15 protein-coding genes and 6 tRNA genes are annotated in these 15,195 nt (G+C 49.7%); 12 read left to right on the top strand and 9 right to left on the bottom strand.

Translation table 11 applies throughout. The features are described 5' to 3' along the window. The first annotated feature begins 286 nt into the window (after positions 1–286). The 7 genes from OGY08_RS06220 (at position 287) to OGY08_RS06190 (ending at position 7,222) form a co-directional block, all read left to right on the top strand. Positions 287–1,378: a YVTN family beta-propeller repeat protein gene (locus OGY08_RS06220; RefSeq protein WP_020996699.1), complete on the top strand. Its 1,092-nt coding sequence runs from the start codon at positions 287–289 to the stop codon at positions 1,376–1,378. A 77-nt stretch (positions 1,379–1,455) separates the two neighbouring features. Continuing rightward, entirely contained in the window at positions 1,456–1,851 is a 396-nt protein-coding gene (locus tag OGY08_RS06215) for a DUF302 domain-containing protein (protein ID WP_008785397.1), read from the top strand. 230 nt (positions 1,852–2,081) lie between these two features. After that, entirely contained in the window at positions 2,082–2,351 is a 270-nt protein-coding gene (locus OGY08_RS06210) for a YdgH/BhsA/McbA-like domain containing protein (RefSeq protein ID WP_008785396.1), read from the top strand. 325 nt (positions 2,352–2,676) lie between these two features. After that, on the top strand, positions 2,677–3,510 hold the full coding sequence (gene xapA, locus OGY08_RS06205; protein ID WP_008785395.1) for a xanthosine phosphorylase: 834 nt from the start codon (positions 2,677–2,679) through the stop codon (positions 3,508–3,510). 56 nt (positions 3,511–3,566) lie between these two features. After that, positions 3,567–4,823, top strand: coding sequence for a nucleoside permease (locus OGY08_RS06200; protein WP_286565843.1), 1,257 nt, complete (start codon positions 3,567–3,569; stop codon positions 4,821–4,823). A gap of 98 nt (positions 4,824–4,921) precedes the next feature. After that, positions 4,922–5,806, top strand: a complete 885-nt coding sequence (locus OGY08_RS06195) for a LysR family transcriptional regulator (RefSeq protein WP_125363154.1) — start codon at positions 4,922–4,924, stop codon at positions 5,804–5,806. A 435-nt stretch (positions 5,807–6,241) separates the two neighbouring features. Next, entirely contained in the window at positions 6,242–7,222 is a 981-nt protein-coding gene (locus OGY08_RS06190) for an IS110 family transposase (protein ID WP_125363155.1), read from the top strand. A 218-nt stretch (positions 7,223–7,440) separates the two neighbouring features. Here OGY08_RS06190 and OGY08_RS06185 read toward each other — a convergent pair. From OGY08_RS06185 to OGY08_RS06170, 4 genes are all read right to left on the bottom strand, one after another. Continuing rightward, a tRNA-Lys gene (locus OGY08_RS06185) sits at positions 7,441–7,516 on the bottom strand. A gap of 4 nt (positions 7,517–7,520) precedes the next feature. Continuing rightward, positions 7,521–7,596 (bottom strand) — tRNA-Val (locus OGY08_RS06180). A gap of 47 nt (positions 7,597–7,643) precedes the next feature. After that, a tRNA-Val gene (locus OGY08_RS06175) sits at positions 7,644–7,719 on the bottom strand. Between the two features lie 46 nt (positions 7,720–7,765). Continuing rightward, positions 7,766–7,841: transfer RNA gene (locus OGY08_RS06170), tRNA-Val, on the bottom strand. Positions 7,842–8,099: 258 nt separating this feature from the next. On the opposite strand from OGY08_RS06170, the gene gltX reads away from it, so the two are divergent. Further along, positions 8,100–9,515, top strand: a complete 1,416-nt coding sequence (gltX, locus tag OGY08_RS06165) for a glutamate--tRNA ligase (protein WP_008785393.1) — start codon at positions 8,100–8,102, stop codon at positions 9,513–9,515. A 56-nt stretch (positions 9,516–9,571) separates the two neighbouring features. Here the strand turns inward: gltX and OGY08_RS06160 are convergent, their stop codons facing one another. Both OGY08_RS06160 and OGY08_RS06155 read right to left on the bottom strand, forming a co-directional pair. Next, positions 9,572–9,964, bottom strand: coding sequence for a MerR family transcriptional regulator (locus OGY08_RS06160; protein ID WP_125363395.1), 393 nt, complete (start codon positions 9,962–9,964; stop codon positions 9,572–9,574). Between the two features lies 1 nt (position 9,965). After that, positions 9,966–10,328 carry a YfeC-like transcriptional regulator gene (locus tag OGY08_RS06155; protein ID WP_003028277.1) on the bottom strand — a complete coding sequence of 121 codons (363 nt, stop codon included), beginning with the start codon at positions 10,326–10,328 and terminating at the stop codon, positions 9,966–9,968. 221 nt (positions 10,329–10,549) lie between these two features. Here OGY08_RS06155 and OGY08_RS06150 point away from each other — a divergent pair. After that, positions 10,550–10,625, top strand: a tRNA-Ala gene (locus OGY08_RS06150). Positions 10,626–10,667: 42 nt separating this feature from the next. Continuing rightward, positions 10,668–10,743 (top strand) — tRNA-Ala (locus OGY08_RS06145). A gap of 150 nt (positions 10,744–10,893) precedes the next feature. Here the strand turns inward: OGY08_RS06145 and nupC are convergent. Next, positions 10,894–12,096 (bottom strand): nucleoside permease NupC, encoded by a 1,203-nt coding sequence (gene nupC, locus OGY08_RS06140; protein ID WP_125363393.1) that lies wholly within the window; start codon positions 12,094–12,096, stop codon positions 10,894–10,896. Between the two features lie 273 nt (positions 12,097–12,369). Here nupC and OGY08_RS25285 point away from each other — a divergent pair, with 273 nt between their 5' ends. Both OGY08_RS25285 and OGY08_RS06135 read left to right on the top strand, forming a co-directional pair. Beyond that, positions 12,370–12,444, top strand: coding sequence for a hypothetical protein (locus OGY08_RS25285; RefSeq protein ID WP_418219455.1), 75 nt, complete (start codon positions 12,370–12,372; stop codon positions 12,442–12,444). Then, positions 12,441–13,679 (top strand): Nramp family divalent metal transporter, encoded by a 1,239-nt coding sequence (locus OGY08_RS06135; RefSeq protein ID WP_125363392.1) that lies wholly within the window; start codon positions 12,441–12,443, stop codon positions 13,677–13,679. Before OGY08_RS25285 ends, OGY08_RS06135 begins: the two co-directional genes overlap by 4 nt. 32 nt (positions 13,680–13,711) lie before the next feature. Here the strand turns inward: OGY08_RS06135 and ypeC are convergent, their stop codons facing one another. Both ypeC and mgrA read right to left on the bottom strand, forming a co-directional pair. Beyond that, positions 13,712–14,038 (bottom strand): DUF2502 domain-containing protein YpeC, encoded by a 327-nt coding sequence (ypeC, locus tag OGY08_RS06130; protein WP_003834889.1) that lies wholly within the window; start codon positions 14,036–14,038, stop codon positions 13,712–13,714. A 137-nt stretch (positions 14,039–14,175) separates the two neighbouring features. After that, positions 14,176–15,165, bottom strand: coding sequence for an L-glyceraldehyde 3-phosphate reductase (gene mgrA, locus OGY08_RS06125; RefSeq protein WP_048234784.1), 990 nt, complete (start codon positions 15,163–15,165; stop codon positions 14,176–14,178). Positions 15,166–15,195 lie beyond the last annotated feature (30 nt).

Here is a 15,195-nt window from a genome sequence, read left to right as displayed (position 1 = left end):
GCTTGCGGATTTGTAAGGCTATTTTAAATTATTACTTTTTTTCTTGACCTTCCACTTGCTGGAAGGTTGATACTCTTTATACGCAAGTACGGATAGCAGTATCTAATACAATGATGTATAGCGATTGATTAATGAAATGACTAAGCAATTTATACAGTAACTCGTTATAGGTAGAATTAACACGATCCCGATGGAGTAATATTAGTGACATGTTAAATAATCCTACAATAGCTGGTTGCTGAAACTAATCCGGTAAATATATTTAACTAATGGGGTATTGGCGGCGATGATAAGAAAAAATAAAATTTTAATTGCAATGCAAATTAGTATGCTGGCATGGTCTGGTTATACGTTTGCAGCAGACAGAGTGTATGTAGCAAATGAAGGTGCAGATTCAGTTAATGTACTTGATGCTGCGTCTTTAAAGACTGTAGATAAAGTACATGTTGGTAAAATGCCGCATAACGTTCAGGTGTCACCAGACAATAAAACAGTTTGGGTAACCAACCTTGGTGCTAACGGGACACATTCATCAGGCTCTGAACATATGGATATGAGTAAAGATGCTCATTCTGAGAAAATGGATATGGGCAAAGATTCACATGCTGGTAAAAAGGAACATGGAGAAGTTTGGGTTATTAATGCGGAAAATGATACGGTTATTGCAAAACTTCCGGTTGGCGCACATCCTGCGCATGTTGTCGTCACCCCTGATGGGAAAATGGCGTATATCTCAAATAGTGCAGATAACACCATCAGCGTGATTGATGCAGAACATTTGAAAAATTTAACGACAATTAATGTAGGTAAGTTCCCTCATGGCCTCAGAGTGAGCCCTGACGGTAAAGAAGTTTATATCGCGAATATGAAAGGGGGCTCGGTATCCGTTGTTGATACAGCCAGTAATAAAGAAGTCGCGCAGATCCCATTAGGTAAAATGCCAGCCCAGGTAGGTTTCTCACCGGACGGAAAACTGGTGTTTGTTTCCCTGTCTGGTGAAGACGCTGTAGCGGTGATTGATACAGCAACGCGTAAAGTTGTGAAGAAAATTAATGTCGGTACCGTACCAATCCAGCTGTTTGGCACTCCGGATGGTAAAAGCATGCTGGTAACCAATCAGGGCTCGAAGAGCAAGCCGGGTAACACAATAAACATGATTGATATCGCAAGCCTTACGGTAGCGAAAACTATCACCACTGGCAATGGGGCCCATGGCATGGTTGTCGATAAAAATGGCAAATATGCTTACGTAACTAACTCATTTGCAAACTCTGTCTCGATGATTGACATTAATGAGCGTAAGGTAGTGAACACGCTCCCGGTAGACAACAACCCAAATGGTATTAGCTGGGGCTCTGTTGACGTGACGCCTAAATAACTGTGCTAGCATTTATCAATACCCGTCATTCGCTGGCGGGTATTTTCATAAATATTCTATAAATAAAGGAACGACAGATGAGAAAGCCGGAGCGGACAAAAACGCTGCCTAGTAAGTTCAATTTTGATGATACTGTAAACAGACTCGTCAGCGTATTGAATGCTAAAAATATTCGTATTTTTGTGCAGGTTGATCAACAGCAAGCGGCAACGGATGTAGGTCTTGCTCTGCGACCGACGATGTTATTTCTGTTTGGTAACCCAAAGGGTGGTACTCCTGCCATGCAAGCAAATCCTCATGCGGCAATAGAGTTACCCCTACGGGTGGTTATTTGGCAGGATGACAATGGTGATACCCATATAGATTATCAGGATGCAAGTACTGTTCTGGAGTTTGACTATGGTGTTGCACATAATATTGTTGCTCCAGTTAGCATCCTGACAACCCTTCTTAACGAAGTGGCCGGTAATTAATTGCAAATAACACTAAATGCCTCGTGGATATTTAGTGTTATTTTTCTGCGTTTATTATGCAAATATTTAACCCGCTATAATAAACCTATTGAATAATACATATGATGTTCATTACTCTTCAATGTTTGTCGATTCGTCTATTTTATAAATAGAAGGTTTTTTGTTTGCAATATTATGTGAAGAGTATATCTTGATGCTCAAATATTAATATGTAAGTTATGAGGATAGTTATGAAAAAGACATTAGTCACATCATTGGCCGCTTCTTTGTGTTTTCTCAGTCTGTCTGCCTTTGCTGCTACAGAAATCTCGCAACAAGAAGCCAATAGTTTAAAACATGTCAAGTCAATCACCGTAACGGAAAATACGGTGAATCAATGTATGCACAAAATTTCGAAAATGGCAGATAAAGAAGGTGCTGATTTCTTTGTTATTAAGAACTTCTCTTCTATAGGCAATGGTTCTCAGGCTGTAGTGACCAGCGAACTCTATAAGAAGTAAACAGCTGTTTCCCCCGTTTTAATTATTGATTAGCGAAAGTGCGTTGTTGTACCTGCTTTCGCTTATTAATAATCAACAAATGTTTGTCAGTCATTCTCAGGGCGGGTTTTGTCAGCCCACTCGTCTAACGAATTCCTGATGTGTTGGTACTCCTTGCCATTTCTGGCAGAAAAAAAATGTGAGTTCAGGCCGATTTAGCACATGCCATCTATACCGATTTACTATCGGTTATCGGGATAAACGGTATTGGTAATCGATTGCGTAGTCTCGCTATAACAATGCGGTACGCTACGTTATTTCGATTACTCAGTATTAAGGACATCTCATGAGCCACTCTCTTTTCTCGCAAAATCCCTGGTATAGCGCTGATATCATTCGTGGTTACAAACCGGATTTTACGCCGCGCGTAGCCTTTATCCTCGGCTCAGGCCTGGGGGCGTTGGCGGATCAAATTGAGGATGCGGTTGCCATCTCTTACGAGAAACTACCAGGGTTCCCGGTGAGTACCGTACACGGTCATGCTGGTGAACTGGTGTTGGGAAATCTGGCGGGAATTCCGGTGGCCTGTATGAAAGGACGTGGACATTTCTATGAAGGTCGCGGTATGACGGTGATGACGGATGCCATTCGTACGCTGAAGCTGCTGGGCTGTGAGCTGCTGTTTTGCACCAATGCTGCAGGCTCTTTGCGTCCCGAAGTCGGACCGGGTAGCCTCGTTGCGCTTAGCGATCACATCAATACGATGCCGGGTACGCCGATGGTAGGGCCAAACGATGAGCGTTTTGGCGAGCGATTCTTTTCACTGGCGAATGCCTATGATGCTGACTACCGTGCGATCCTGCAAACTGTTGCCGCTGAGGAAGGATTCCCGCTGAGTGAAGGGGTTTTTGTCTCTTATCCGGGGCCGAACTTTGAAACCGCGGCAGAAATCCGCATGATGCAAATTATCGGTGGTGACGTGGTGGGGATGTCGGTGGTGCCTGAAGTTATCTCTGCGCGCCACTGCGGTTTGAAAGTGGTTGCGGTGGCGGCCATCACCAACCTGGCGGAAGGTCTGGGTGATGTTAAATTATCTCACGCGCAGACGCTGGCAGCGGCGGAACTCTCCCGGCAGAATTTCATCAATTTGATCTGCGGATTCTTGCGCAAACTGGCCTGAATAACTAAAAAATGACCCCGCTTGCGGGGTCTTACTTTATGGCAAGGAACGGAAAAATGGGTATCGCATCTCGCTTAAAGCTCATGTCGTTTTTGCAATATTTCATCTGGGGAAGCTGGTTGGTAACCCTGGGTTCCTACATGATTAATACCCTGGATTTTACCGGCGCGAACGTCGGTATGATTTACAGTTCGAAAGGGCTGGCGGCGATTATCATGCCGAGCATTATGGGCATCATTGCCGATAAATGGCTACGCGCCGAGCGCGCCTATATGCTTTGTCATCTGGTGTGTGCGGGCGTGTTGCTATATGCCACAACCGTTACCGATCCGCAGACCATGTTTTGGGTGATGCTGGTTAACGCAATGGCGTATATGCCGACGATTGCGTTATCGAATAGCGTCTCATACTCGTGCCTGGCGCAATCAGGTCAGGATCCGGTCACCGCGTTCCCGCCAATTCGTGTATTTGGCACCATTGGGTTTATTGTGGCGATGTGGACAGTCAGTTTGATGGGACTGGAACTGAGCAGCGCGCAGTTGTATATCGCTTCAGGCGCATCGCTGCTGCTGGCTCTGTATGCACTTACGTTGCCGAAAATCCCGGTTGCTGAGAAGAAAGCAAACACCACGCTTGCCAGCAGGCTCGGTCTGGACGCCTTTGTTCTGTTTAAAAAACCGCAGATGGCAATCTTCTTTTTGTTTGCGATGATGCTGGGGGCGGTGTTGCAAATCACCAACGTCTTTGGCAATCCGTTCCTGCATGATTTTGCCCGTAACCCGGAATTTGCCGACAGCTTTGTGGTGAAGTACCCCTCCATATTGCTTTCCGTTTCACAGATGGCGGAGGTGGGCTTTATTCTCACTATTCCGTACTTCCTTAAACGCTTTGGCATTAAAACGGTGATGCTGATGAGCATGCTGGCATGGACGCTGCGCTTTGGCTTCTTTGCCTTTGGCGATCCGTCGCCGTTTGGTTTTGTGCTGCTGCTGATGTCGATGATCGTCTACGGCTGTGCGTTTGATTTCTTCAATATCTCGGGATCGGTATTTGTCGAGCAGGAGGTTAGCTCTAACATTCGCGCCAGCGCGCAGGGGCTGTTTATGACGATGGTAAACGGCGTTGGCGCGTGGGTGGGATCAATTCTGAGTGGTATGGCGGTGGACTATTTTTCTGTCGATGGCGTCAAGGATTGGCAAACTATCTGGCTGGTGTTTGCCGCGTATGCGCTGGCTCTGGCGGTTATCTTTGCATTGTTCTTTAAATACAGGCATGAGCCTGAACGACTGGCACAGAAATCACCGGCACATTAATACTCCATTGGCGGCGGGTTCTGATACCCGCCGTTTCATTTTCTGCGAGGCAATGTGGTAACTTTGCGCATTATCCTTATTTCAGGAGCGCATTATCCATGGAACGCACGCACCGCATCGATCTGAAGTTACTGCGTTATTTTCTTGCTGTCGCAGAAGAACTGCATTTTGGACGTGCTGCTGCTCGCCTGAATATGTCGCAACCGCCGCTCAGTACCCATATTAAAGAGCTGGAGCAACAGCTCGGCACTTTGCTATTTATCCGTCATTCCCGCAGCGTAGCGTTAACTCACGCGGGAAAGATATTGATGGAAGAGTCGCGCCGACTGTTATCCAATGCTAATCAGGCGCTGGCGAGAGTGGAGCAAATTGGTCGTGGTGAGGCAGGGCGAATTGAGCTTGGCGTTATCGGTACAGCGATGTGGGGAAAAATGCGTCCGGTGATGCGGCGTTTTATGAAGGATAATCCCAATGTTGAGGTGCTGTTTCGCGAGAACATGCCCGCGATGCAGATGACGATGCTGGAACGGCGTGAACTGGATGCGGGAATTTGGCGGATGGCTACGGAGCTTTCTCCCGGGTTTACCAGTTTGCGTTTGCATGAGTCCTCTTTTCTGGTTGCCATGCCGGAAGAACATCCTCTTACTGCCTGTGAGTCCATACCGCTGGAGGCGTTGAGAAATGAATATTTTGTCACAATGCCTTCCATTCATACTGACTGGGCATTTTTGCAGCGAGTTTGCCTGAGTGCTGGATTTTCCCCGATGATTATTCGTGAGGTGAGGGAGCCGCAAACGGTGCTGGCGATGATCAGCATGGGGATTGGTATTACGTTAATTGCTGACAGCTATGCGCAGATGAATTGGCCTGGCGTGGTATTTCGACCGTTAGAGGAACGTATTCCGGCGGATTTGTATATTGTGTATGACCAACTGCAGGCGACACCCGCGCTGGAGAAACTGGTAGCGGCATTGACGATGTGATGTCTGTGCCGGATGGCGACTGACGTCTTATCCGGCCTACGTGTGTTGTGTTGTCTGTGCCGGATGGCGACTAACGTCTTATCCGGCCTACGCGTGTTGTGTTGTCTGTGTCGGATGGCGGCTGACGTCTTATCCAGCCTACGTGTGTTGTGTTGTCTGTGTCGGATGGCGGCTGACGTCTTATCCGGCCTACGCGTGCGGTATTGTCTGTGCCGGATGGCGACTAACGTCTTATCCGGCCTTGTATTATCCTCTCTGTGCAGAGAGGGCCGGCCAGTTCTCCCTGCCATGCCGTCCGCATGCCGTATCCGGCCTTAGGTTAACAACCTGTATTGTAGATTTATGCAGCGGACTGCCGTTCTCCACAAGTGACAAACCGGACAGTATCATGGACCGGTTTTCCCGGTAATCCGCATTCACAAGGTTGGTCTCACTATGGAACAGGAACTTCATTTTATCGGTATTGACGTCTCTAAAGCCAAGCTGGATGTCGATGTGCTGCGTCCCGATGGCCGTCACCGCAGTAAAAAATTTGCGAACACCCTGAAGGGCCACAATGAACTCCTCCACTGGCTCAACAGCCATAACGTGGCGCCGGCGCATATCTGTATGGAGGCCACCAGTACGTATATGGAAGACGTGGCCGCCCATCTCAGTGATGCCGGATTCACCGTCTCCATCATCAATCCTGCCCTCGGCAAAGCCTTCGCACAGAGCGAGGGGCTGCGCAGCAAAACCGATGCCGTTGATGCCCGCATGCTGGCAGAGTTTTGCCGTCAGAAGCGCCCGGCAGTCTGGGAAGCTCCGCATCCGGTTGAACGGGCGTTACGGGCACTGGTGCTGCGCCATCAGTCACTGACGGATATGCGTACGCAGGAACTGAATCGCCTGGAGACAGCACGTGAGGTACAGCGTCCGAGTATCGACGCTCATCTGCTGTGGCTTCATGCCGAAATTAAACGCATCGAAAAGCAGATAAAGGACCTGACGGATGACGACCCGGACATGAAACACCGCAGGAAGCTGCTGGAAAGTATCCCGGGTATCGGGGAAAAGACGTCGGCGGTGCTGCTGGCTTATGTGGGACTGAAGGACAGGTTCAGCCAGGCGAGACAGTTCGCCGCCTTTGCCGGTCTGACACCGCGCCAGCATGAATCAGGCAGCAGCGTGAGGGGAATGAGCCGGATGAGTAAAAGCGGCCATGTATCCCTGCGCAGGGCTCTGTACATGCCAGCGATGGTGGCAATAAGTAAAACGGAATGGGGGCGGGCGTTCCGCGACCGTCTGGCAGGAAACGGTAAAAAAGGGAAAGTGATAATAGGCGCAATGATGCGCAAGCTGGCGCATGTTCCTTACGGTGTACTGAAATCAGGTGAGCCGTTCGATGCGTCGAGACATGGGGTGATAACAGCCTGAAGGGAAGATGAATCAGGAAAAAACAGCGCCTGACGGCGCTGTGACTGGTCGTGCCTGCTATCCGTAACCGCGGAACCTGAAAAGGCTTGCAGGCGATAACAGTATCTACGTGTGGGGTATTGTCTGTAGGCCTGATAAGCGTAGCGCATCAGGCGATGCAGGTTCGAATCTATAAATCGCAGATAGCAAAAAGGCGCCTTTAGGGCGCCTTTTTACATTGGTGGGTCGTGCAGGATTCGAACCTGCGACCAATTGATTAAAAGTCAACTGCTCTACCAACTGAGCTAACGACCCGAAGTGGTGGGTGATGACGGGATCGAACCGCCGACCCCCTCCTTGTAAGGGAGGTGCTCTCCCAGCTGAGCTAATCACCCACTTCGGTACTTCAATTTTATTGTAAGAAATCCAGCTGGCGAGAAAGTGGTGGGTGATGACGGGATCGAACCGCCGACCCCCTCCTTGTAAGGGAGGTGCTCTCCCAGCTGAGCTAATCACCCACTTCTCAATTTCTTACTCTACACGGCGGAGACTACATAAAGTAGTTGGTGGGTGATGACGGGTTCGAACCGCCGACCCCCTCCTTGTAAGGGAGGTGCTCTCCCAGCTGAGCTAATCACCCCCGCTGTGTGGAGTCGCATTATAGGGAGAGTTGAAAATGAGTCAACGCATTTTCTAAAGAATTTGTTCGTTCGTCGTAAATTTAAACAAAACGATCGCAAATCAATCCATGCGGCATGATTTGTATACGAAAATGGCAAAGCGTGATGTTCCAACCTGAACAACATTGAGGAATCAGACCACAGTGATAGAATACGAGCCTGATAATCTTTCCAGGATTTGCCGGTTGTCGGCATCTTTATAAACGTAAGGCCATTTCATGAAAATCAAAACTCGCTTCGCGCCAAGCCCGACAGGTTACCTGCACGTCGGTGGTGCGCGTACTGCTCTATATTCCTGGCTTTTTGCACGTAACCATGACGGTGAGTTTGTGCTGCGTATTGAAGACACCGATCTCGAACGCTCCACTCCGGAAGCTATTGAAGCCATTATGGATGGCATGAACTGGCTGAATCTGGAATGGGATGAAGGCCCGTACTTCCAGACCAAACGTTTTGATCGCTACAATGCCGTGATTGATGAGATGCTGGAAGCCGGTACCGCGTATAAATGCTACTGCTCCAAAGAGCGTCTGGACGCACTGCGCGAAGAGCAGATGGCAAACGGTGAGAAGCCGCGTTACGACGGTCGCTGCCGTCACGGCCATGAACATCATGCTGCTGATGAACCCTGCGTGGTGCGTTTTGCCAACCCGCAGGATGGATCCGTTATTTTTGACGACCAGATCCGTGGGCCGATCGAATTCAGCAACCAGGAGCTGGACGATCTGATCATCCGCCGTACTGACGGTTCCCCGACCTACAACTTCTGTGTTGTGGTCGACGACTGGGATATGGAAATCACTCACGTTATTCGTGGTGAAGACCATATCAACAACACTCCGCGTCAGATTAACATCCTGAAAGCGCTGAATGCGCCGGTGCCGGTTTATGCACACGTGTCGATGATCAACGGCGACGACGGTAAAAAACTCTCTAAACGTCACGGTGCGGTCAGCGTTATGCAGTATCGCGACGACGGTTACCTGCCGGAAGCGCTGCTGAACTATCTGGTGCGTCTGGGCTGGTCCAGCGGCGATCAGGAAATCTTCACCCGTGAAGAGATGATCAAACTGTTCTCCCTTGGTGCGGTGAGCAAGTCTGCCAGTGCGTTCAACACCGAAAAACTGCAGTGGCTGAACCATCACTACATTAATTCGCTGGCACCTGAATATGTGGCAACGCATCTGCAATGGCACATTGAGCAGGAAAATATCGATACTCGCGTCGGCCCGCAGCTGTCTGAGCTGGTTAAACTGCTGGGTGAGCGCTGCAAAACGCTGAAAGAGATGGCGCAGAGCTGCCGCTACTTCTACGAAGACTTTGCTGAGTTCGACGCGGATGCAGCTAAGAAACACCTGCGTCCGGTAGCGCGTCAGCCGCTGGAAGTGGTTCGCGATAAGCTGGCTGCTATCAGCGAGTGGACGGCAGAAAACGTGCACCACGCGATTCAGGCAACCGCTGATGAGCTGGAAGTGGGTATGGGTAAAGTTGGGATGCCGCTGCGCGTAGCCGTAACCGGCGCGGGTCAGTCTCCGGCGTTAGACGTAACGGTGCATGCGATTGGTAAATCCCGCAGCATTGAGCGTATTAATAAAGCGCTGGCGTTTATTGCTGAGCGTGAAAGCCAGCAGTAAGACCGGTTGAGCGATGAAACAACGGCAGGAGCGCATCCTGCCGTTTTTTTTGCCTGTTATTCAGACTCATCAATACCCAGACGGGTAAGGAAAGTGCGAATACCTTCGCGCGAAATATACATTGCCAGCTTTTCTTGTTCCGTTGGGGACATGTTGTCCAGTGCGCTAATTATCTGGCGACAGGCGTGACTACGCACCACGTGGGTGTATTCTGCCAGCGGTTCCTCAGCCTGATAAATTTCAGGGGCTTTGCGAAAAGCCGGAATATTGAGCAGAAACGTACGGACGCTGGAGTCGATATGGATCAGTCTTGCACGACCCCCTTTAATGCCGGGAAACTTTTCGGTGGTCCAGTTTTGTTCTCTGATCCAACGATTGACGGTTTGTTTGGCAACCCCGAGACATTCCGCCAGTTCTTCGGTCGTCATTTTGCTGCGTAATTTTTTCATATTATTTGTTGTCGCGGATCCCTAAGCGTTGTAACAAACCCGTAATGCCTTCACGCAGGATCAGTGACGTAAACATTTTTTGTTCTGACGGAGTCATCTCTTTGGCGAGCCTAATCAGTAGAGCTTCGATAGAGGTATCGCCGGATAACGATAAATTATCTGATAAACCTTCGGCTGAACGCTCAGCACTGCGAATGTATTCACGAACTTGTTCGGTGACGTGAACCAGACGCGCTTTACCGCCCTGTACGCCTGGTTTTGGTGATGTAGCCCAACCCTCCTTGCGCACCCATTTATTGATGGTCTGTCGGCTGTATCCGGTCAGATTAGCAAGTTCTTCTGGCGTCATCCGTTCCTTGAACATAACGATTCCCTGAATAGTCGTGGGGTTAATTAGTGGCTCATTTTATAGCACCATTTTAGTAGAAACCGTGACGCGTTTAACTACTGAATGCGAGTTGTTACGCAATGTTCTTCATTTGACTGCTTTTTCAGCGATTGAATTCTATGAGTTAATTTTGCCGTTGACACACGCGAAGGGAATTCATATGATGCCGCCCGTCAACTCGACAAGCTTTACGTAATGGGGCTATAGCTCAGCTGGGAGAGCGCTTGCATGGCATGCAAGAGGTCAGCGGTTCGATCCCGCTTAGCTCCACCAAATTTAATCCCAATAAATTTGGTACGTACGTAATAGCATCGTGGGGCTATAGCTCAGCTGGGAGAGCGCTTGCATGGCATGCAAGAGGTCAGCGGTTCGATCCCGCTTAGCTCCACCAAAATTTAAACCCTCGCTGAAAAGCGGGGGTTTTTTGTTTCTGTATCCTACCTGTTCTTACCCTGTATCTCTTCGGTTTGCTGAATAGCAGGCATAAAAAAACCGGGGAGAAGAATCTCCCCGGTCTTATCAATACGATGTTGTCTTACGCTTACAGCACCAGTGCTGCGATAGATGCTGACAGTACGCTCACCAGCGTAGAGCCGTACACCAGCTTCAGACCGAAGCGGGAAACCACGTTACCTTGCTCTTCGTTCAGACCTTTAATCGCACCGGCGATAATACCGATGGAAGAGAAGTTAGCGAAGGAGACCAGGAACACGGACAGGATACCTTCTGCACGCGGAGAGAGCGTGGCGGCAATTTTCTGCAGATCCATCATCGCAACGAATTCGTTGGAAACCAGTTTGGTTGCCATGATACTGCCCACCTGCAGCGCTTCGCTGGACGGCACACCCATTACCCATGCAACCGGGTAGAAGATGTAGCCCAGGATGCCCTGGAAGGAGATGCTGTAACCAAACCAGCCGGTCACGGTGGCGAACAGGGCGTTCAGGGCTGCGATCAGCGCGATGAAACCAATCAGCATTGCCGCAACGATAATTGCCACTTTGAAACCTGCCAGGATGTATTCACCCAGCATTTCGAAGAAGCTCTGGCCTTCGTGCAGGTTAGACATCTGAATGTTTTCTTCGCTGGAATCAACGGTGTACGGGTTGATCAGCGACAGCACGATAAAGGTGCTGAACATGTTCAGAACCAGCGCCGCAACCACGTACTTCGGTTCCAGCATGGTCATGTACGCGCCGACGATAGACATGGAAACGGTCGACATCGCCGTTGCAGCCATGGTGTACATACGGTTGCGAGACATTTTGCCGAGAATATCTTTATAGGCGATAAAGTTCTCGGACTGACCCAGGATCAGGGAGCTGACGGCGTTGAAGGATTCCAGCTTGCCCATACCGTTCACTTTGGATAACAGGAAACCAATCGCGCGGATGATAACCGGCAGAACGCGGATATGCTGCAAAATACCGATAAGAGCGGAAATGAAGACGATTGGGCACAGCACTTTCAGGAAGAAGAATGCCAGGCCTTTGTCGTTCATGCTGCCGAAGACAAAGTTTGTCCCTTCATTAGCGAATCCGAGGAGTTTTTCAAACATCTCGGAGAAGCCTCTCACGAAGCCCAGACCGACATCAGAGTTCAGGAAGAACCATGCCAGTAACACTTCAATAACAAGCAATTGAATAACATAACGAATGCGGATTTTTTTACGGTCACTGCTTACCAGCAGTGCGAGTACCGCAACCACGGCAAGGGCCAGGACGAAATGAAGAACGCGGTCCATATTTGCTCCAAATATGAGGCAGGTTTAGTTTTCGTGCACATTCTATGTAACAACCATAAAGAAAACGAGATCAAACACACACTATAATAAGGACCTGTGACGAGATTCAAAATTAGTGATCGGTGATACACTTCTGTTATGTTTAGTATGGAAGTGAAAAGTTATGTCATTGTGCTAATCTCATAACAATAATTAAACATCTCACCGGTATTTCCAGAATCCTTATCGATCCATAGACAAACACTATCAGAGAAATCAACTTCACCCATTAAAATGAATTTGATAATCATTCTCAATAGGCGTAGCTTGAAACATAGCAAAGGCTATGTTTCTGAGGCACTAAAATGACTAACGATCGCGTTGAGAGTAGCAGTGGACGGGCAGCGCGCAAGTTGAAGCTCGCATTAATGGGACCTGCGTTCATCGCGGCGATCGGCTACATCGATCCGGGCAACTTCGCCACCAACATCCAGGCAGGGGCCAGCTTTGGCTATAAACTGTTGTGGGTGGTGGTCTGGGCAAATCTGATGGCGATGCTGATTCAGGTGCTGTCGGCAAAGCTGGGTATTGCCACGGGTAAAAACCTGGCGGAGCAAATTCGCGATCACTATCCTCGTCCGGTGGTGTGGTTCTACTGGGTGCAGGCCGAAATTATCGCCATGGCGACAGACCTTGCTGAATTCATTGGCGCCGCGATTGGTTTCAAATTGATCCTCGGCGTGTCGTTATTGCAGGGGGCCGTGCTCACCGGTATCGCGACTTTTTTGATTCTGATGTTGCAGCGCCGTGGGCAAAAACCGCTGGAAAAAGTGATTGGCAGCTTGCTGCTGTTTGTGGCTGCGGCTTACATTGTGGAACTGATCTTTTCCCAGCCGAACTTCGCGCAACTTAGCAAGGGAATGGTTATCCCGAGCCTGCCTAATTCCGAAGCGGTGTTCCTGGCGGCTGGCGTGCTCGGCGCGACTATCATGCCACACGTCATTTATCTGCACTCTTCCTTAACTCAGCATCTGCACGGCGGAACACGTCAACAGCGCTATGCGGCCACGAAATGGGATGTGGCAATCGCCATGACGATTGCTGGATTTGTCAATCTGGCGATGATGGCGACGGCTGCCGCTGCATTTCACTTTAGCGGGCATACCGGTATTGCCGATCTCGATCAAGCGTATCTGACACTTGAACCGCTGTTGAGTCACGCTGCGGCGACGGTATTCGGTTTAAGCCTGGTGGCTGCGGGACTTTCTTCTACCGTGGTCGGTACGTTGGCCGGGCAGGTGGTGATGCAAGGGTTTATCCGCTTTCACATTCCGCTTTGGGTACGCCGTACTGTCACTATGATGCCATCATTTATTGTGATTTTGATGGGACTGGATCCGACGCGTATTCTGGTGATGAGCCAGGTATTGCTCAGTTTTGGTATTGCACTGGCGCTGGTGCCGCTACTGATCTTTACCAGTGACGGTAAGCTGATGGGCGATTTGGTGAATACCCGTTGGGTAAAACAGTTAGGCTGGGTGATTGTTGTGCTGGTGGTGGCGCTCAATATCTGGCTGTTGGTAGGAACCGCACTCGGTTTGTAAAAACAAAAGGGCCCGTAGGCCCTTTTGTTACATTAATGATGATGTTTGTGGCCACGCCCGCGACCGCGGTGGTCGTCACGATCGTTCCAGCCTTCACGATAACCACGCTCATAAGCTTTGCGTTTGTCCCAGCCACGATGGTAGCCGTTGTCATGACGCCACCAGCGATTTTTGCGCCACTCATAGTTATGGTGCCAGTAATCCCGGTCGCGCCAGCGGCCGCCATCCCAGTAGTTACCGTAGTTATCGCGATCGCCAATTTGTAACTTTATTGATGGCAGCAGGGTGATTTCGCCAGCGTTCGCGGCCAGCGGTGTAAAAGCCAATAAGACTGCCGCCAGAATCAGTGACCTGAACATGTTTTCTCTCCTTCACGAACGAGCCGTAGCCGGCCTGTTAACGTAATATTACGGGGCAGTAAAGCCCCGTTTCATCGCCTTAACTCTTAAATCGCAAGTGAGAGCACTTTTTGTTAATAAATGTGTCTTTATTTCAATCAACTCAGGATAGCATCAATCTCCGCGCACTCTTCAGACGTAAAGTGACGGTTTGCCAGCATACCGACAGCGTCTTCAATCTGCGCCGTTTTACTCGCGCCAATCAGCACGGACGTGACTTTGTCATCCCGTAACACCCATGCTAGCGCCATTTGGGAAAGCTTTTGCCCGCGTCGTTCTGCCAGCACATTCAGCGCCCGCACTTTTTCCAGTTTTTGTGGAGTGATCTGGTCCGGATTCAGAAAGCGACTGGTGCTTGCCGCACGAGAATCCGCAGGAATGCCGTTCAGATAGCGGTCGGTTAACTGTCCGCCAGCCAGCGGTGAGAAGGCGATACTGCCGACACCTTTTTCCTGTAATAGCGACAGCAAGCCGCCTTCGACCCAACGTTCAAACATGGAATATTTGGGCTGGTGAATAAGGCATGGCGTACCTAAATCGTCGAGTATTTCAATCGCCTGCCTGGCAAGATCTGCTGGATAGTTAGACAACCCGACGTACAGCGCTTTGCCCTGACGGACGATGTGATCCAGCGCGCGCATGGTTTCTCTGAGCGGTGTTTCAGGGTCGGGGCGATGGTGGTAGAAGATATCGACATACTCCAGCCCCAGACGCTTCAGGCTTTGATCGAGACTGGCAATCAGATATTTGCGTGAACCCCAGTCACCGTAGGGACCTTCCCACATGGTGTAGCCCGCTTTTGTGGAGATAATAAGCTCATCTCGCCACGGTAAAAAATCTTCCTGCAGGATCCGACCAAAATTCCGTTCTGCCGAACCCGGCGGTGGACCATAGTTATTTGCCAGATCAAAATGGTTAATCCCCAGATCGAATGCGCGCTGTAGCAATGCGCGACTGTTCTCGACCTGCGTGGTATCGCCAAAATTGTGCCACAAACCCAGAGAGACAATCGGGAGCTTAAGGCCGCTTTGACCGCAGCGGCGGTACTCCATTGTCTGATAACGATTTTCATCTGCGTGATAAACCATGTCACCTCCCTTCCACAATGCGTGTGTCTT

The organism is Citrobacter sp. Cpo069 (assembly GCF_030332785.1).
Lineage (GTDB): Bacteria > Pseudomonadota > Gammaproteobacteria > Enterobacterales > Enterobacteriaceae > Citrobacter > Citrobacter portucalensis.
This window is presented reverse-complemented; position numbering and strand designations above follow the sequence as displayed.